This is a genomic window from Nitrosomonas supralitoralis, assembly GCF_003011925.2.
In the GTDB taxonomy this organism is placed as follows: Bacteria; Pseudomonadota; Gammaproteobacteria; order Burkholderiales; family Nitrosomonadaceae; genus Nitrosomonas; species Nitrosomonas supralitoralis.
Window position 1 is genome coordinate 18,188 of record NZ_PXXU01000013.1, and the last position, 17,878, is coordinate 36,065.

A 17,878-nucleotide genomic window follows, 5' to 3' on the forward strand; every position below is an offset into this window, starting at 1 on the left:
TGTATGCTTTATACACTACTTCGCCCATTACTTTTTAAGTTAGACCCGGAATTTGCTCACAGATTTACGTTCAGCGCAATTGAACAAGCCAGCAGATTAGGTTTGCTGAAGCATGCTGCTATTTCTTGTCAGCCACGAAACGTGATGGGATTAACTTTTTCCAATCCTGTCGGACTAGCCGCCGGCCTGGATAAAAACGGTGAACATTTGGACGTTCTCGCCTCAATGGGATTTGGTTTCATTGAAATAGGCACCGTAACGCCAAGACCTCAACCGGGTAATCCAACACCTCGTATTTTCCGTGTGCCCGAAGCAAACGCGATCATCAATCGTCTAGGATTCAATAATCATGGAGTCGATCAGTTGGTGGAAAACATCACCCGCTCGAATTATCAAGGCATACTGGGCATTAATATTGGCAAGAATTTTGATACTCCACTAGAAAAAGCAACTGATGATTATTTGATCGGCTTGCAGAGAGTTTATTGTCATGCTCATTATGTGACGGTTAATATTTCATCGCCAAATACAAAAGATTTACGGCAGTTACAATTTGCCGATGCCCTTGATCAGTTATTGGGCGATCTAAAATCTGAACAGACGAAGCTTGCTCAAACTCATGGAAAATATGTACCGATGGTGATAAAAATCGCGCCTGATCTTGATGGCAAGCAAATTGAATCGATTGCTAAATTACTGCTGAAACATTGTATAGATGGTGTGATTGCCACTAATACTACAATCTCACGAGTTGGTGTTGAGCACCTGCCGCTCGCACAGGAAGGCGGGGGACTTAGTGGAGCTCCATTGACTCAGCTTGCTACCAAGGTAATACAGCAGCTGCACCATTTTTTGCAGGATGCTATTCCAATCATCGGTGTCGGTGGCATCCTATCAGCAGAAGATGCGCAGGAAAAATTAAATTCCGGTGCCAGCCTGATTCAGTTATATACCGGTTTGATATACTATGGACCTAGTTTGGTTAAAGATATTGCCAAAGCGGTTTGCGTTGATTCAGAAGACTATCATTTGCAACAATGAATCAACTGCTGATAGAAAAGATAGATGCGATTTTGCCGCAGACTCAATGTAGAAAATGTGGTTTTACTGGGTGCAGACCTTATGCAGAAGCTATCGCAGAAGGTCATGCAGATATCAATCAATGCCCACCCGGAGGGCAGCAAGGTATTCAAAAAATTGCTGAGTTATTGGGTATTCCGACTAAACCACTCAATACGACACATGGTTATCCAAGATCCAATCAATTAGTTGCCTGGATTGATGAGCGTCTGTGCATTGGTTGTACGTTCTGCATCCAATCGTGTCCTGTCGATGCGATTGTTGGTGCTCCCAAACAAATGCATACAGTCATCGCAGACGAGTGCACGGGTTGTGATTTGTGTATTGCACCGTGTCCGATGGATTGCATCCACATGATTTCAATAAATAATAAAGTAACGGATTCGGTGAGCCTGCCCGTGGATATCATTAAAAAACAGGCTGCAGATAGAGCGCGTTCACGTTACCAATACCGCCTGCAACGAATTGCATGTGATAAACAAGCTGATCACAAGTCGCACACCGAAGAATTTGTGCAATCGCCACAAGCTGTCCAAGTAAATTCAGAAGCTCGCAAACAAACTATTGTTGCAGCTGCGCTCAAGCGTGCGGCTGCAATACGCGAACAGACAGCAACCAGACTGAATTCCAGAAAAACCATATGAACTCAGCCAAGCGTCGTGAAATTTTTGCTTGCCTGAAATCAGCCAATCCCAATCCTACCACCGAGCTGGAATATCGGTCACCTTTCGAGTTGCTTATTGCAGTCATACTTTCTGCACAGGCTACAGACAAAAGTGTTAATCTTGCAACACGAAAATTATTCCCACAAGCCAACACGCCCGATAAAATTCTTGCTTTAGGTGAGGCCGGCTTAACGGAATGTATACAAAGTATTGGTTTATATAAAACTAAAGCCAGGAATATCCTGGCCACCTGTCAATTGTTGATGCAGCAGCAACACAGCGAAGTACCGCGAACGCGAGAACTGCTCGAGCAATTACCCGGTGTCGGACGCAAAACCGCCAACGTGATTTTGAATACAGCTTTCGGTGAACCAACTATAGCTGTAGATACTCATATTTTCCGGGTTGCAAATCGTACCGGGCTTGCACCTGGTAAAAATGTTCTCGAGGTGGAGTTGAAATTGCTCAAAGTAGTACCTAAAGAATTTCGTCAGAATGCACATCATTGGCTGATTCTTCATGGTAGGTACGTTTGTAAGGCGAGAAAACCAGAGTGCTCAGCTTGCAAAATAAATCATCTGTGTGAATTTAAGGATAAAAATATTTAATCTTAGCAATCTTATGTTTAAACCATCTAGAGAGCAAGCACGTCAACTATTTTTTGATACGTGGCGGAAATATCGGCAGCAGGAAATCTTATCCGGGATTGAAGCAATTGTGTTGGAAGTGATACTGCAGCACCAGGAATACCACGACATACTTGATGATGTCGATCGCTATTTGGATAAGGATTATTTGCCTGAAATGGGTGATACGAATCCATTTTTGCACATGAGCATGCATGTGGCGATCAAAGAACAGCTGTCGATTAATCAGCCGATAGGCATTTGTGAGCGATTTACTCGATTGCAGGAGAAAACCGGAAACGAACACGACGCCGCTCATCAGGTAATGGGTTGTCTTGCAGAAATGATTTGGCAGGCGCAGCGCAACCAATCTGCACCAGATGCAACTATTTATATTGATTGTCTGGATAAGCAGTTAGGTTCATCAGCTCAATAAAAAACGGGATAAAACCAAACAGTTTGTGGTGTTATCCCGTCCTAAAATTTTAGGTGCAAATAAATTTATAAAATATTTCTGCTTTATTTGTTTGAATTCAAAGTACCCGGCAGGCTTGAGTAATAAAAGGCCAAGTTTTCAATATCTGCTGCACTCAAATTAGCGGCCATTGCAGACATGATAGGATCTTGACGTACACCGGTTTTGTAATCTTTCAACGCTTTTGCCAAATAACTTCTATACTGTCCACCAATCTTAGGGAAATTTGGTGCAGGGCTATTTCCATCCGCACCATGACATGATGCACATACTTCAGCTGCTTTACTTTTACCAGCTTCAATATCAGCAGCCATTGCTTGACTAGATAGCATTAAGGCTGCTGCACTTAATGCGGCAATTACATAATTCTTCATAATTCGTTCCTTGCGTAAATATCTTAATTAATTTTTAGAATAATAAGCAGCCAAATCTGCGAAATCCTGTTGCGATAGCGTTTGAACCAAGCCATTCATGGTCGGATGACTACGTGTGCCGTTTTTGTATCCTTCTAATGCTTTAACGATATATTCTGCGTGCTGTCCACCTAATTTGGGAACATTATAAGCTGTTGGAAAAGCTGTCCTATACCCTGGAATTCCGTGACAACCTTCACACATTGAAAGTTTGTCCTTTGCCGCAGCCGCATCTCCTTCTGCTTGAGATACACCTGTAAATGCCAGGAGCATACTCATGGCAAGTAATAAATTCATAATCAATTTGTGTTTCATCTAATCCTCCTTCTCTCAAAAGTTAAACTTTAAACGATACGCTCGGTTTGGTCAATGAAAAGTGTAAGTATGTCCATGTTGTTTATAGGGAAATGGTTATCTCAGGTACTGAAACTTGTGGCAGATTTTGATTCCAATTCTTCCCATCTTGCTAAGCAATCTGTCAGTTCTTTTTCAATCGTATCAAGACGTGATTGAAATGCCTTCGCTTCGTCCGGATGATCACGATAGATCGTTGATTCATTCAAGCGTAAAATAATATTTGCTTGTTCTTGCTCCAAAACGTCTATTCTAGCAGGTAAAGCTGCAAGCTCTCTTGTTTCCTGATAGCTTAATTTTTTAGTCTGAACAGGTCTGGCTGGTTTGGAAATACTGGCTGGAGGAGTGTCTGATTGTTTGGATAATATTTTTTGTTGATTGATATTATCTTCGAATTGTTGGGCACGAATCCAATCTTCATAACCGCCAACATATTCACACAATTTTCCATTTCCTTCAAATGCAATTACTTGTGTGACCACATTATCAAGAAATTCACGATCATGACTGACCAAAAATAGCGTGCCGGTATAGTCCTGCAGCAAGGCTTCCAGTAATTCCAGTGTTTCAATATCCAGATCATTGGTGGGTTCATCCAGCACTAGAACATTGGCGGGTCGTGTAAATAAACGTGCCAGCAACAAACGATTACGTTCTCCTCCCGACAGTGATTTGACCGGTGAACGAGCACGCTCCGGAGGAAAAAGAAAATCTTCCAGATAACTGATGACGTGCTTGCGCTTACCGTTAATCTCGATAAAGTCAGAGCCTTGACTGATGGTATCGGTCAGAACCATTTCTTCATCAAGCTGTTCACGCATTTGATCGAAATAAGCAACCGCCAGTTTGGTTCCCTGCTGAATTTCGCCGGAATCCGGTGGTAACTCTCCCAAAATTAATTTTAAGAGGGTCGATTTTCCAGCGCCATTGGGACCCAATAATCCCACCCTGTCACCTCGCATGATTCGGCAAGAGAAATCTTTGATAATTATTTTATTACCATAATTTTTGTTGACATGCTCCAGTTCAGCGACCAATTTACCCGAACGCTCGCCGATATCGACACTGATATTGGCTTTGCCGACACTTTCCCGTCTTGCTGTGCGCTCCAAACGCAGCGATTCTAATCTTCTTACTCTACCTTCATTGCGTGTGCGCCGCGCTTCGATACCTTTACGTATCCAGACTTCCTCCTGTGCCAACACTTTATCGAATTTCTGTTGATGTGTCGCTTCAACTTCAAGCTTTTCCATTTTTTTACGCTGATAATCTTTAAATTTTCCAGAAAAATTTTCCAGAATTCCTCGATCCAGTTCGATAATTCTGGTCGCCACATTATCCAGAAAACGGCGATCATGCGTAATAAACAAAACACTACCGGAGAAATCCTGCAATAATCCTTCCAGCCATTCAATCGAAGAAAAATCCAGATGATTGGTGGGTTCATCCAGCAAAAGCACATCCGGTGATATCACCAGTGCACGTGCCAAAGCCACGCGCTTTTTCAAGCCGCCGGAAAGATGTTCAATCAAGGTATCCGCAGGCAAATTCAGTTTGTCGATTACCGTTTCAATTTTTGCTTGCAGGCTCCATCCGTCTTCCACTTCCAAAGTACTTTGTAAATCCTGCAACCGAATCAGCAATGCCTCGGTATCGCCGGTTGTTTCACTCAACGCATGCGAGACAGCATGGTAATCGAGCAATACCTGGCTAATATTGCCCAAACCGGTTGAAACTTCTAAATACACAGTATTGGCGGGATTCAAGAGTGGTTCTTGTGAAACATGAGCCAGCTTTAAATTGGGTGCGCGCCAAAGTTTGCCGTCATCCAACTTGATTTCTCCCGCCAAGGACCGCAGCAAACTCGATTTACCCCCGCCGTTTCTGCCGATTAATCCTACGCGCTCCCCCGGATCCAGTTGCAGATTTGCATGATCCAGCAAGGCATGATGGCCAAAAGCCAAACAGGCGTTATCCAGTGTAATGAGTGGCATCAGTGAGGTTTATTTTTCTGCAGGAAAATTAGAATTTGCTTTTCGATAAGCAACAGGAATACAATTTTGTCATGCTTTAGCCTGCTTGGCAAAATTGTATCGGTAAAAATGGAGCTTATGAGCTCCATTTTTACGATGAGTATTAAAATAAACTGAATTACTCAACTGCCGACACATTAATTTTTTTCGGCAGCACTGCTTCACGTTTCGGAATAATCACTTCCAGTACACCGTGCTTTGACGATGCGGAGATCGCATCGGCATTCGCCGTATCTGGTAAACTAAAACGTCTATAAAAAGAGCCATAAGTACGTTCAACGCGTTTATAACCTTCTTGCTCGGTTTTACTTTCAGATTTCTTTTCGCCCTTGATAGTGAGTACACCACTTTCCATGCTGATGTCAATTTCCTCTGGTTTTACCCCAGGAATATCTGCATGAATGACAAATTTATCAGTTCCTTCCTTAATATCCACCGCAGGTGCCCATTCCGCGGTTGCGGTGGAACCCTCCATACCACCTCGTTCCAATTCTTTTTGCAGTTGACTTAACAAGCCCCAAGGTTCATATCTTGTAATGGCCATAATAAATTTCTCCTTATCAAAAACACATTAAGTAAGTTCAATAGTAGCGCCTCATTCAATCCAGTACTACTTGCTATTTAATGGGGCGTTTTTACAATTACAGAAAGTACACTTCGATGTTGATATAAGGTTTATTTAAAATTTTTCAAGCGGTCAGGAAAGAAACTGTATCCAATTTGCAGCTTTCCTTGTTTCAGATAAAAAATGCATTTACCGTAGGTAGCGCCGCCGTAATCCATACAAGATCGCTACCGTAACTGAGAGCAGTAAAACTACCCAGATTCCATTCCGTTTAACCCATTCTATTGGATTTGCCTGGACGGAAAAGTTTGCCTCGGCGAGATCAAGTATTTTAGCATTTGTCTGTGCACTATTTTGTGCTAATAAGTGCAATCGAAATTTTAATACCTGTTCGCCTGAAGAATTTGCCGTCACCCACCAGCGCCATTTTGCTGTGCTGCCATAGTCTGAATTCGGACCTTGTGGTCCGTTTCGATCAATTTCAAACGTTGCTCCGATAATCTCTGCCTTCATGTTGGGCGATACCGCACCGTTAATTCCCTGTATCGAAGTACCTTCGGAGGCCGTGGCAACAATTTCGCTCAAAAACCGGGCAAGATGCTTCGTTTCCAGATTGAGGGTGATCTCAAAGCCTTCATATTGTTTGACTGTTGGCGGAATCGTAATCGCAGTGCTATCCGTCGGCAATTTCATAATCACCGCATTAAGTGGCCTTTTGGCCGATAACATGTGCATAAGCGCATTGATTGAAAAAGGCACGATTAGTAATACCGCCAATAATGCAATTAGCATGATCAGATTAAAATTCAAGCCGGATTCAGGTTCCGAGTGATGCATGATTTCTCCAACTGTTCGCTTTGTAGTGAAATAATATCATTATTAGCACTATAGTTTTTTCTAAACGTGCCGCGCAAAGTAAATAATGTCGGATTTAGTCGATCATTAGATAAATGAACAAAACCATTGTAAGAAAGGAATCATCAGTCTTTAATGAATCCTTTTGATCGAAAAGGTTTGGATCTTTTTATGTGTTTATTGCCGTGATGGAAAATACTATGCTTGTAATGCACAATAGCATTTTTAGTATTCTTAATCACAAACGTATAGTAGATACATATAATAGTCTGGGATTAATTGCTGAAACTTTATATGGTGATATTACGCCGTCATAGGGAAAATTAATGGGGCAAGTGACTGAAATCGTTGGACGTGGATTGGCGCGATTTTTAACCAAGCCGATACGTCAAAGCATTCAGGTTGCAACAATCAGTCAGGAAAAGCTTGCAGCTAGCTTACAGCCTGGCGATGTGTTATTGGTGGAGGGAAATACCCGCATTAGTGTCGCTATCAAATATCTGACACAATCCAATTGGTCACATGCGGCACTTTACATTGGCAACGTACTTCCTCATGGTGCTCCTTGGGAGTTGCCCCGGGTACTGATTGAAGCTGACCTGAAAGAAGGCGTGCGCGCCATTACACTGGCGCATTATGCACAAATGCATACGCGGATCTGTCGTCCGGTCGGTTTGAGTAATGATGATCGCAAGCGCGTTGTCGATTATGTGATTGCACGTATCGGTCATCAGTATGATCTTAAACATATTTTCGATCTCTTGCGTTATCTACTCCCAACGTTTCCAGTTCCCACACGATTCCGCAGACGTCTGTTGGCATTGGGGAGTGACGATCCTACGCGTGCAATATGTTCTACTTTGATTGCACAAGCCTTCGAATCGGTACGTTATCCAATTCTGCCGGAGATTCAGCGCACGTGGTCTGATGATCCCGCGCACGCAGATTGCTATGCAGATATTTATCATATCCGTCATCACAGTCTTTTTACTCCAAGAGATTTCGATATATCACCTTACTTTGATATTATCAAACCGACAATTGAGAATGGTTTTGACTATCGTTCACTTGCTTGGGGCGATACAATGCACGATCCTAAACGAATTCAATATGAGATCACTTAAAAAATCTAAGTTAATGAATTATTATAAGTACAGTAATCCTATGCACTTATAGATTGTCTGGAGTTATTTTATATGCCACTGAATCGTCTTCAGTTTGATATTATTATTGGATGAGCAGAGGCTTTAAATTACGTTATATCAGATAGATTCTCTTGTTTTTTCTGCGTTCTTTCCAACATACTGAAAATGAAAACTGTATAGAGAAGTAATCATTAATATCTGCTAATCAAGCTGAGGAGGCTGCAAGGTAAGATAAGCATTAACAGAAAATGGGGCGCGGAGACTATAAAACTTATGTATTTCAGCTATATATCAATTCAGCTTTTATTCTGGCAATACGCGCTGAGTGCACACAGGTGTTAATAGCGCTTGGCAATGCAGTTGACCCAGGTAAATTTTTCCTGAGCTCAGCTGCAATTGCACCGGCGTCTACTTTTTTTGCCGCAAGATATGCTTTCCGAAATCGATCGGCTGGCAAATAAGGCCTGGTCGCATAACCTGGACGGCCATGAAAATCGCATGCGCAAGCTTGTAAGAATTCCTCGAATCGGCCTGGTTTACGGTAAGCATCAACCGCTTGCAGCATTTTTGCCATGGTAGACGGTTTGAGCTCTTCTGCGCGATGTACTTCGCCGTGATAACGTGCAACCAGTAACGCGAGATCACGCGATTCTTTAGGGACTTTAATGCGTTCACACAAATTCTTTGTTAATTCGACGCTGCGGTCTTCATGACCAATATGCCGCGGCCATTCTTCGGGTGATGTTGTGCCTTTTCCTAAATCATGCGTTAGCGCGGCAAAACGCACAGGTAACGAATAGTTTTGCGCTGCAGCATAATCGATTACCATCATAATATGCACACCAGTATCAATTTCAGGATGTACATGCGCTGGTTGCGGAACGCCGAACAACACGTTCACTTCTGGAATAATCCGTGCTAAAGCACCGCATTCCTTCAGTATATAAAACATTCTGGATGGATTCTTTTCCATCAATCCGCGTGCGAGTTCCTGCCAGACACGTTCTGGTACCAGTGCATCAACCTCGCCGTTATGTACCATATCGTTCATCAGCATCAATGTTTCCGGTGCTATGCTGAAACCGAAGCGCGCGGCAAAGCGCGCGGCTCTGAGAATCCGTACTGGATCTTCTGAAAATGCAGGACTGATATGGCGTAAAATGCCGGCTTCAAGATCAGCGACACCGTTAAATGGATCGATGATGTTGCCTGCTTCATCTTTGGCAATCGAATTGATGGTAAGGTCCCGGCGTGCCAGATCTTCCTGCAAGGTAACTTGAGGTGAAGTAAACACTTCGAATCCTTTGTATCCGAGTGAAATTTTTCGTTCAGTCCGGGCTAGTGCGTATTGCTCATTTGTCTGAGGGTGTAAGAAAACCGGAAAATCCTTGCCTACCGGACGATAGCCCAACTGCTCCATTTCCTCCGGTGAAGCACCCACTACCACATAATCATGATCCTGGACCGGCAATCCGAGCAGTTCATCGCGCACCGAACCGCCTACTAGATAAGTTTTCAATGACTATTTCGCCCGTACAATCCCCAAGCGCTCCTTAAGTGTTGGTGAATCATGTCCATGCTCGAGGACTTTGGCGTAATACATTGAGTTCTTTAAAACCTTCTTGACGTAATCCCGGGTCTCGTTAAAAGGAATTGTTTCGGCATAAATAGCACCTTCCAATATTCTAGTATCGTCGCGCCAGCGTCTGGCCCTGCCCGGTCCAGCATTATAGGCAGCCGAAGCTAGCAGCGGTTGATTGTCCAATGTGTTCAGCACGTGTTTAAGATAATATGTTCCTAATTGCAAGTTGGTATTTACATCTGACACGAGATTTTGCCGGAAATTTGGTATTCCCAATTGCTTGGCAACCCATTCGGCCGTGGCTGGCATCAATTGCATCAAGCCCGTCGCCCCAGCGTGAGATTTAATATCCGCAATAAAGCGACTTTCCTGCCGAATCAGCCCATACACCCAGGCTTCATCCAGTTCATGTCGCCGCAAAACATTTCTAAGCGCTTCCCGGTGCGGAGATAAAAAACGCAAACTGAAATCATGTTGCGTTATCGTTCTATTCGCAGTATTGATCGCGCGGTCATACATGCCCTGACGGCGCGCTACCTCGGATGCTGCCAGTAATTCCGCATCTGAGAATTGTCGAATGGTCCAACTCCACTCGCGGAATGCTTCGGTACGCAAATTCATGCGCGCAAAAGCCATTGTTCGTTGTATACCGGGCTTGCGTTCCATAGCAGATACCTCGCTATTGTTCGCGCGGTAGATTTTGTCAGTGATGCTGAGCATACTACCCAGTTCTTCTCGTGCCAATTGGCCATAAAAACTGTGCTCACTGCTGAGAGGAATTAAGATATTATTTGCATCCTGAGTCTTCCCCTTCGCTATAAACGCACGTGCTTTCCAGTAGCGCCAAGTATCGATTTGTTGCTCGGTGGATGACATCTTGTCGATAGTTCTTAGTACCTCATCCCAGTGTGCAGCCCGCAAAGCCGCGCGTGCCTGCCAGGCAAGCACGGTATCTGAGGGTGGATAGGTTTGCGGTGTATTTTGCGCTTCCCGGAACCAATCTAGGGCGCGGGAGTCATGCCGCATCGCTGCTCGGTACCCCAGTCTTCCCAGAAAATAGGAACGATCAAATGGAGTAAGCTGACTTTTGATTTTTGACCACTGGACATAGGCTTGATTGGTATCATTGCGCAGCAGACGCAATAGCGCAAATAAAGCAATTTCTCGGTCACTGCGTGATTTGATTCTGGTATTTAAGGTGTCCAGATAACGCAACGGATTCTTGGCTGCGTTATTCAAGTCGGTGTTGTTTAACGACTCGTTACTTGGTAAATAACGGTTAATATGCGTAGCCACACCGGTTTGACCTTCTTCCAAAGCTAGTCGAATTCGGGTCCAGATATCTTCCAGCGTAATTTGACCGCCGTGAATTAACGTACGAAAAACCGGCGTGCAGCTATCGGGCTGACTAGTCGGTGTAAGCCATAAGGATCGCACTTCTCTCAACACTGAAATGTCTCTGGCATTCAGGCGATTCTGATAGTAATAGCACAAGAGCTCAGTATCCTTGTTCACTGACAATGGATATTCGGTTTCAAAAAGCGACCATTGTTGATTCTTGCCCAACAACTTGAGCCAATCTCCGCGTAATCGATCCGCGACCAGATCACCATCATAACGCGTGAGAAAGTATCGAATGCTGGCAATGTCGGTGCTTTGCAGTCTCATGCGCAGTTTGAAATATTCCACATAGGGCCACAGCACGTGGTGTTGCAGCTTTGCGGCATGTTCATCTAAACGTTTGGCGTTGCCAGCCTGGAAGGCTTCTCGAGCAGCAATATAATCAAGGTCCTGACTTGCGGATAATGTTCCGAAATAGACTAAAAGGATTAGTCCCAGAAGGTAATTTCTCATAGCTATTTCCTGCGCAGGCTCAATAGAAGGTTCTTACAATCAAGAAATAGAACGAATGCTTCAATGGCTTGTATTTCACAGTATGGCTGTAAAATACAAGAGTCATACTTCAAGTTCTGGCAAATTTCTGCAGCCAGCCAATATACTGGTAATGAATATCAAACAATGCCTTGGCCCAGCATGGCATCAGCCACTTTAACAAAACCGGCAATGTTGGCACCATCCACATAATTAATGCTGCCATCAGGCTTGGTGCCGTACTTAAGGCAGGATTTGTGAATAGCCTGCATGATTGCTTGCAGGCGTGCATCAACCTCCTCATGAGTCCAGGTCAAGCGCATTGCGTTCTGGCTCATTTCCAGACCTGAAGTAGCGACACCGCCGGCATTGCTTGCTTTGCCCGGTGCGTAGAGCACCTTGTTATGGAGAAAACATTCGACTGCTTCAGCGTTCGATGGCATGTTTGCGCCTTCGGCAACGCAGATAACGCCGTTGTTAACTAGAGTCTGTGCGTCAGTTCCGGTGATTTCATTTTGTGTTGCGCACGGCAATGCCACTTGTACGGGTACATGCCAAGGTTTTTCATTAGGCAGAAAAGTGACATCGGCGACGCGTTTAGCATATTCATCCAGACGCGCATATAGGTGATTTTTTACTTCGCCCAATATCGCCAGTTTTTCCGGGGTAAAACCATTTTCATCCACGATTGTGCCACTGGAATCAGATACGGTAATCACTTTGGCACCCTGTGCCATGGCTTTCTCTACGGCAAATTGTGCTACATTACCTGAGCCAGAAACAGAAACACGCATGCCTTCCATATAACGTCCCGCATGCCGTAATACTTCCTGAGCAAAATAGACCGTGCCGTAACCGGTTGCTTCAGGACGAATCAACGATCCGCCAAAACTCAATCCTTTGCCGGTAAATACACAATCAGATCGATTGGACAGCTTTTTCGTCATGCCTGCCATGAATCCGACTTCACGTCCCCCGACACCGATATCACCGGCGGGTACATCGGTATCCGAGCCAATATGGCGAAACAACTCACTGATAAAAGCCTGGCAAAAACGCATGACTTCACCAGGACTTCTACCTTTCGGATCAAAATCGGATCCGCCCTTGCCACCGCCCATCGGCAACGTCGTCAATGCATTCTTGAAAGTTTGCTCGAATGCCAGGAATTTAAGAATAGACAGATTCACTGAAGGATGAAATCGAACCCCGCCTTTGTAGGGGCCAATGGAAGAGCTGTGTTGAACCCGATAACCCCGATTAACCTTGACTTCGCCATGATCATCGACCCAGGATACGCGAAATATAATCACTCGTTCCGGTTCGACCAGGCGATCCAGCAAGCCATGTTCGGCATACCGTGGGTGTTCCATAATAAAGGGCCACAAGCTCTCAACGACTTCAGTAACTGCTTGCATGTATTCTGGTTGATTAGGATTACGCTCAGTTACATATGCGCTGAACTCCTGAAGGCTCTTATATTTCATTTTTAATTCCCCGGTAAATGAAAGGTTATTTGCAAATAACCCAATTTTGCCAAATAAATTCACAAGCTGCACTGTTTTTTGTTAAAAATGGGGTTTTTTGCAGTTGTTTTTTTCTAAGCAGTTACATTGCAATATCATTGATTGGAGGTTAAGTTGCAGGAATACTATCATTCTATTAGAAGGTGGTCATTACATCTCTACTGAATTGGTTTTAGACGCAAATTGAAGGACTCTAGTTGTCGTATCTGTTATCTTAGGGGATAATATACACTTTTATTTATTTTATTTATCTGAAAAATTAGGGAGCTTGTATCGATGGGGACATTCAAGGATTTTGACGCACCGGTATTTAAAGATTTGACCAGTGCGGTTCGCGCATTGGCGATGGATGCCGTGCAAAAAGCCAATTCCGGTCACCCCGGTATGCCGATGGGTATGGCTGAAATTGCTGAGGTGCTGTGGATTCATCACTTGCGTCATAATCCTGGCAATCCGGGTTGGGTTGATCGTGACCGGTTTGTTTTATCCAATGGTCATGGATCAATGTTGATTTATGCTTTGTTACATTTAACCGGCTATGATTTGCCGATGGAAGAACTTAAAAAGTTTCGTCAATTCCATTCGAAAACACCTGGACATCCAGAGTATGGTTACACACCGGGAGTGGAAACCACCACTGGCCCGCTGGGTCAGGGCATTACGAATGCAGTAGGCATGGCTTTGGCAGAGAAAGTGCTGGCTGCAGAATTTAATCGTCCTGGCTACAATATCGTAGATCATCACACTTACGTTTTCTTGGGTGATGGCTGTTTAATGGAAGGCATTTCGCATGAAGCTTGTTCACTAGCCGGTACATTGGGTTTAGGCAAGCTAATCTGTTTTTATGATGATAATGGTATTTCCATAGATGGCCATGTTGAAGGTTGGTTTACTGATGATACGCCGAAGCGCTTCGAATCCTATGGCTGGCATGTAGTGCCTAACGTCAACGGCCATGATCCAGTTGCAATTGAAGCGGCTATTGAAGCCGCGAAGCAAGTAAACAATAAGCCATCGATGATTTGTTGCAAAACGGTTATCGGATTGGGTTCGCCGAATATGGCCGATACTCATTCAGTTCATGGCGCCGCGCTAGGTGATGCGGAAATCGCTGCTACTCGGCCGCATATTGGCTGGCATCATCCGCCTTTTGAAATCCCCCAAGATGTTTATAGTGCTTGGGACGCAAGAGCGAAAGGCCAGAAGCTTGAAACGGAGTGGAATCAGAAGCTTGCAGAGTATGCAGAAAAATATCCTGCCGAAGCTGCGGAATTTGATCGTCGAATGGCCGGAGAATTGCCTGCAAATTGGAGTAGTCATGTTGAAGATGTTATTAATCAAGTTAATGCGAAAGCGGAATCCATCGCAAGCCGCAAAGCTTCGCAAAACTCGATAGAAGCCTTGGCACCTATTCTGCCGGAATTGATTGGAGGGTCTGCCGATTTAGCGGGTTCCAACCTGACTCTATGGTCAGGCTCCAAAGGAGTCGGTAATAATGGCGGGGGCAATTATGTTTATTACGGTGTGCGTGAGTTTGGTATGAGTGCGATGATGAATGGCTTGTCGTTGCATGGTGGCCTGATTCCTTACGGTGCAACCTTTTTGATGTTTTCAGAATATGCTCGTAATGCGTTGCGCATGGCTGCTTTGATGAAAATACGTAACATTTTTGTCTTTACACATGATTCAATTGGTTTGGGTGAAGATGGTCCAACGCATCAACCGGTAGAGCAAACAGCAACATTGCGTTATATCCCCAATATGGATGTATGGCGGCCTTGCGATACCGTTGAATCAACTGTTTCATGGGTGCGTGCCATCGAACGTAAAGATGGACCTTCAGCTTTGATTTTCAGTCGCCAGAATTTGCCGTTCCAGAAACGAGACGCAGCAAGCATCAAACTAATCGAAAAAGGTGGTTATATATTGGCCGAATCAAGTAACGGCAAACCGCAGGTTGTTCTCATCGCTACCGGCTCGGAAGTCGGTCTGGCCATGAATGCGCAGAAAGTATTGGCAGATGAGGGTATTCATGCACGTGTTGTCTCCATGCCTTGTACGAATGTTTTTGATCGCCAGGAACCATCCTACAAGGACAATGTCTTGCCAAGGGGTGTCAAACGGATCGCTATCGAGGCAGGTGTGACAGATTTTTGGCGTAAATATGTCGGGCTGGACGGTGCGGTAGTGGGTATTGATACCTTTGGTGAGTCAGCGCCTGCAGATGTGCTATTCAAGCATTTCGGTTTTACCGTCGAGAACGTAGTCAAAACTGTAAAAGGCATTCTCTAATTCAATTTAAAAATATGGTTATCGTGTGATCAACTGTATTCATCCGAAAACAGAAAGTTTTTTATTCGAGGAGTTTTAGCATGACAATTAAGGTTGGTATTAATGGATTTGGTCGTATTGGGCGTATGGTTTTTCGCTCAGCTGTACAGAATTTTCCGGATATTGAAATCGTCGCGATCAATGATTTGTTAGAGCCAGATTATCTGGCTTATATGTTGAAACACGATTCAGTGCATGGCCGTTTCAAAGGTGATGTATCAATAGATGGGAACACATTGGTGGTTAATGACAAAAGGATTCGCCTGACTGCGATTAAAGATCCTTCTGAATTGAAATGGAACGAAGTGGGAGCTGAGGTTGTTATCGAATCTACTGGATTGTTCCTGACCAAAGAGACTTGCGAAAAACATCTTGTAGCGGGAGCTAAAAAGGTCATTATGTCTGCTCCTTCGAAGGATGATACGCCAATGTTTGTGTATGGTGTAAATGATAAATCCTACAAGGGTGAGAGCATCATTTCCAATGCCTCGTGCACTACCAACTGTTTGGCGCCAATGGCCAAAGTGTTGAATGACAAATGGGGAATTAAGCGTGGATTGATGACCACGGTGCATGCAGCTACAGCGACGCAAAAAACTGTGGATGGCCCTTCCAACAAAGATTGGCGTGGTGGTCGCGGTATTCTGGAAAATATTATTCCATCATCAACGGGAGCTGCTAAAGCAGTAGGCGTTGTGATTCCTGAACTGAACAAGAAACTAACCGGTATGGCTTTTCGTGTTCCAACTTCAGACGTCTCAGTGGTTGATTTAACGGTTGAGTTAGAAAAAGAAGCTAGCTACGATGAGATTTGTAAGGCAATGAAGGAAGCTTCTGAAGATTCAATGAAGGGAGTGTTAGGTTATACCGATCAGAAAGTGGTGTCTACAGATTTCCGCGGAGAAAGCTGTACGTCCATTTTCGATGCCGAAGCTGGTATGGCTTTGGATAAAAATTTTGTTAAAGTGGTGGCATGGTATGACAATGAGTGGGGTTACTCCACCAAGATATTGGAAATGGCTCGTACCGTTGCCAAGTAATTTGTATTGATCGATACGTAATTGGGAATAATTAAGATCTTGATTGCTATGTAAATCAATATTCAGTTCGTCAAGATATAAAGGGTAGCGTTAGCTATCCTTTATATTTTCTTAAAGACAATTCTGGAGCTTATCGTGCCTGTTATTAAACTTGTAGACCTTGACCTTAAAGGTAAGCGCGTATTTATACGCGCTGATCTGAATGTGCCCGTGAAGGATGGTAAAGTGACCTCGGACGCACGCATTACCGCCTCTATGGCGACGATTAATCATTGCCTCAAAGCAGGCGCCAAAGTGATGGTCACTTCTCACTTGGGGCGTCCTGATGAAGGAATATGGACCGAAGAAAACTCACTGAAACCCGTTGTCGATAATATTGCCAACCGATTAGGAAAGCCAGTTCGATTAATAAAAGATTGGGTGGATGGTGGATTTGATGTTGATTCTGGAGAGCTGGTAGTACTTGAAAATTGCCGTATCAACAGAGGCGAAAAGAAAAATGTCGAGGAAACCGCACAGAAGTATGCAAAATTATGCGATGTGTTTGTGATGGATGCCTTCGGCACCGCACATCGCGCAGAGGCTTCAACCCATGGTATCGCTAAATATGCTCCGATAGCTTGTGCGGGAATTTTACTGACTGAAGAGTTGGAAGCCTTAACTAAAGCGTTGTTGAGGCCAGCTCGTCCTATGGTTGCCATTGTGGGCGGTTCGAAAGTTTCCACTAAGCTGACCGTACTTGAATCATTATCTGAAAAAGTGGATCAATTGGTTGTTGGTGGTGGTATCGCTAATACTTTTCTTAAGGCAACCGGTAAGAATGTCGGCAAGTCATTGTGCGAAGATGACTTGGTTCCAACGGCTAAAACTTTGATGGATAAAATGGCTAAACGCAATGCATCGATCCCGATTGCGGTCGACGTTGTGGTTGGCAAGAAATTTGATGCTAATGAACCGGCAGTATTGAAAGACGCTGGTAGTGTGGCAGATGATGAAATGATTTTTGACATCGGCCCAAAGAGTGCACAGGAATTAACGGATATCATCATGAAAGCCGGGACAGTGGTGTGGAATGGTCCCGTGGGTGTATTTGAATTTGATCAATTTGGTGCTGGAACGGAAAAGATAGCGCGAGCAATTGCAGAAACCAAAGCGTTCACTCTGGCGGGCGGTGGTGATACCATTGCAGCTATTCAAAAATATGATATTTATAACAAAATTTCCTATATCTCTACGGCAGGCGGTGCATTTCTCGAATTTTTAGAAGGGAAGAAACTACCTGCGGTAGAAATTCTGGAAATGCGTGGTAACTAATC

The 17,878-nt window shown here is 44.1% G+C and carries 16 protein-coding genes; 8 read left to right on the top strand and 8 right to left on the bottom strand.

Going from position 1 to position 17,878, the window contains the following annotated elements; genetic code table 11:
• Positions 1–3: 3 nt before the first annotated feature.
• The 4 genes from C7H79_RS06005 to C7H79_RS06020 are packed head-to-tail and all read left to right on the top strand — an operon-like array spanning position 4 to position 2,807.
• Positions 4–1,041, top strand: coding sequence for a quinone-dependent dihydroorotate dehydrogenase (locus C7H79_RS06005; protein WP_106706389.1), 1,038 nt, complete (start codon positions 4–6; stop codon positions 1,039–1,041).
• Entirely contained in the window at positions 1,038–1,724 is a 687-nt protein-coding gene (rsxB, locus tag C7H79_RS06010; RefSeq protein ID WP_106706390.1) for an electron transport complex subunit RsxB, read from the top strand. Before C7H79_RS06005 ends, rsxB begins: the two co-directional genes overlap by 4 nt.
• On the top strand, positions 1,721–2,353 hold the full coding sequence (gene nth / locus C7H79_RS06015; RefSeq protein WP_106706391.1) for an endonuclease III: 633 nt from the start codon (positions 1,721–1,723) through the stop codon (positions 2,351–2,353). Before rsxB ends, nth begins: the two co-directional genes overlap by 4 nt.
• Positions 2,354–2,366: 13 nt before the next feature.
• Positions 2,367–2,807 (top strand): DUF1841 family protein, encoded by a 441-nt coding sequence (locus C7H79_RS06020; RefSeq protein WP_106706392.1) that lies wholly within the window; start codon positions 2,367–2,369, stop codon positions 2,805–2,807.
• An 83-nt stretch (positions 2,808–2,890) separates the two neighbouring features.
• Here C7H79_RS06020 and C7H79_RS06025 read toward each other — a convergent pair whose 3' ends face one another.
• The 5 genes from C7H79_RS06025 to C7H79_RS06045 form a co-directional block, all read right to left on the bottom strand.
• Positions 2,891–3,220 carry a c-type cytochrome gene (locus C7H79_RS06025; RefSeq protein ID WP_106706393.1) on the bottom strand — a complete coding sequence of 110 codons (330 nt, stop codon included), beginning with the start codon at positions 3,218–3,220 and terminating at the stop codon, positions 2,891–2,893.
• A 27-nt stretch (positions 3,221–3,247) separates the two neighbouring features.
• Complete coding sequence (locus tag C7H79_RS06030) at positions 3,248–3,574, bottom strand: c-type cytochrome (RefSeq protein ID WP_242447168.1); 327 nt, start codon at positions 3,572–3,574, stop codon at positions 3,248–3,250.
• Between the two features lie 101 nt (positions 3,575–3,675).
• Positions 3,676–5,607 (bottom strand): ATP-binding cassette domain-containing protein, encoded by a 1,932-nt coding sequence (locus tag C7H79_RS06035; RefSeq protein ID WP_106706394.1) that lies wholly within the window; start codon positions 5,605–5,607, stop codon positions 3,676–3,678.
• A gap of 157 nt (positions 5,608–5,764) precedes the next feature.
• A complete protein-coding gene (locus C7H79_RS06040) occupies positions 5,765–6,190 on the bottom strand; it encodes an Hsp20/alpha crystallin family protein (RefSeq protein WP_106706395.1) in 426 nt (141 codons plus the stop codon).
• Positions 6,191–6,400: 210 nt separating this feature from the next.
• Positions 6,401–7,048: a hypothetical protein gene (locus C7H79_RS06045; protein ID WP_106706396.1), complete on the bottom strand. Its 648-nt coding sequence runs from the start codon at positions 7,046–7,048 to the stop codon at positions 6,401–6,403.
• A gap of 344 nt (positions 7,049–7,392) precedes the next feature.
• Between C7H79_RS06045 and C7H79_RS06050 the strand changes: the two genes are divergently transcribed.
• Positions 7,393–8,190, top strand: coding sequence for a YiiX/YebB-like N1pC/P60 family cysteine hydrolase (locus C7H79_RS06050; protein WP_106706397.1), 798 nt, complete (start codon positions 7,393–7,395; stop codon positions 8,188–8,190).
• 301 nt (positions 8,191–8,491) lie between these two features.
• On the opposite strand, the gene C7H79_RS06055 is transcribed toward C7H79_RS06050, so the two are convergent.
• From C7H79_RS06055 to gdhA, 3 genes are all read right to left on the bottom strand, one after another.
• The gene (locus C7H79_RS06055) at positions 8,492–9,730 is read right to left on the bottom strand and encodes a multifunctional CCA addition/repair protein (RefSeq protein WP_106706398.1); all 1,239 of its coding nucleotides are present in this window, start codon (positions 9,728–9,730) and stop codon (positions 8,492–8,494) included.
• 3 nt (positions 9,731–9,733) lie between these two features.
• Positions 9,734–11,647 (bottom strand): lytic transglycosylase domain-containing protein, encoded by a 1,914-nt coding sequence (locus tag C7H79_RS06060; RefSeq protein ID WP_106706399.1) that lies wholly within the window; start codon positions 11,645–11,647, stop codon positions 9,734–9,736.
• 158 nt (positions 11,648–11,805) lie between these two features.
• Positions 11,806–13,152 (bottom strand): NADP-specific glutamate dehydrogenase, encoded by a 1,347-nt coding sequence (gdhA, locus tag C7H79_RS06065; protein WP_106706437.1) that lies wholly within the window; start codon positions 13,150–13,152, stop codon positions 11,806–11,808.
• A gap of 315 nt (positions 13,153–13,467) precedes the next feature.
• Between gdhA and tkt the strand changes: the two genes are divergently transcribed.
• The 3 genes from tkt to C7H79_RS06080 all read left to right on the top strand — a co-directional run bounded on the left by tkt (position 13,468) and on the right by C7H79_RS06080 (position 17,876).
• Positions 13,468–15,483, top strand: coding sequence for a transketolase (gene tkt, locus C7H79_RS06070; protein ID WP_106706400.1), 2,016 nt, complete (start codon positions 13,468–13,470; stop codon positions 15,481–15,483).
• Positions 15,484–15,563: 80 nt separating this feature from the next.
• Positions 15,564–16,562, top strand: a complete 999-nt coding sequence (gap, locus tag C7H79_RS06075) for a type I glyceraldehyde-3-phosphate dehydrogenase (protein WP_106706401.1) — start codon at positions 15,564–15,566, stop codon at positions 16,560–16,562.
• Between the two features lie 135 nt (positions 16,563–16,697).
• Complete coding sequence (locus tag C7H79_RS06080) at positions 16,698–17,876, top strand: phosphoglycerate kinase (protein ID WP_106706402.1); 1,179 nt, start codon at positions 16,698–16,700, stop codon at positions 17,874–17,876.
• Positions 17,877–17,878: the final 2 nt, after the last annotated feature.

What these genes read in the sequence shown, in the direction of transcription:
- C7H79_RS06005 (WP_106706389.1), top strand. Translation starts at nt 4, where the DNA reads ATGCTTTATACACTACTTCGCCCATTACTTTTTAAGTTAGACCCGGAA.
- rsxB (WP_106706390.1), top strand. Translation starts at nt 1,038, where the DNA reads ATGAATCAACTGCTGATAGAAAAGATAGATGCGATTTTGCCGCAGACT.
- nth (WP_106706391.1), top strand. Translation starts at nt 1,721, where the DNA reads ATGAACTCAGCCAAGCGTCGTGAAATTTTTGCTTGCCTGAAATCAGCC.
- C7H79_RS06020 (WP_106706392.1), top strand. Translation starts at nt 2,367, where the DNA reads ATGTTTAAACCATCTAGAGAGCAAGCACGTCAACTATTTTTTGATACG.
- C7H79_RS06025 (WP_106706393.1), bottom strand. Translation starts at nt 3,220, where the DNA reads ATGAAGAATTATGTAATTGCCGCATTAAGTGCAGCAGCCTTAATGCTA.
- C7H79_RS06030 (WP_242447168.1), bottom strand. Translation starts at nt 3,574, where the DNA reads ATGAAACACAAATTGATTATGAATTTATTACTTGCCATGAGTATGCTC.
- C7H79_RS06035 (WP_106706394.1), bottom strand. Translation starts at nt 5,607, where the DNA reads ATGCCACTCATTACACTGGATAACGCCTGTTTGGCTTTTGGCCATCAT.
- C7H79_RS06040 (WP_106706395.1), bottom strand. Translation starts at nt 6,190, where the DNA reads ATGGCCATTACAAGATATGAACCTTGGGGCTTGTTAAGTCAACTGCAA.
- C7H79_RS06045 (WP_106706396.1), bottom strand. Translation starts at nt 7,048, where the DNA reads ATGCATCACTCGGAACCTGAATCCGGCTTGAATTTTAATCTGATCATG.
- C7H79_RS06050 (WP_106706397.1), top strand. Translation starts at nt 7,393, where the DNA reads ATGGGGCAAGTGACTGAAATCGTTGGACGTGGATTGGCGCGATTTTTA.
- C7H79_RS06060 (WP_106706399.1), bottom strand. Translation starts at nt 11,647, where the DNA reads ATGAGAAATTACCTTCTGGGACTAATCCTTTTAGTCTATTTCGGAACA.
- gdhA (WP_106706437.1), bottom strand. Translation starts at nt 13,152, where the DNA reads ATGAAATATAAGAGCCTTCAGGAGTTCAGCGCATATGTAACTGAGCGT.
- tkt (WP_106706400.1), top strand. Translation starts at nt 13,468, where the DNA reads ATGGGGACATTCAAGGATTTTGACGCACCGGTATTTAAAGATTTGACC.
- gap (WP_106706401.1), top strand. Translation starts at nt 15,564, where the DNA reads ATGACAATTAAGGTTGGTATTAATGGATTTGGTCGTATTGGGCGTATG.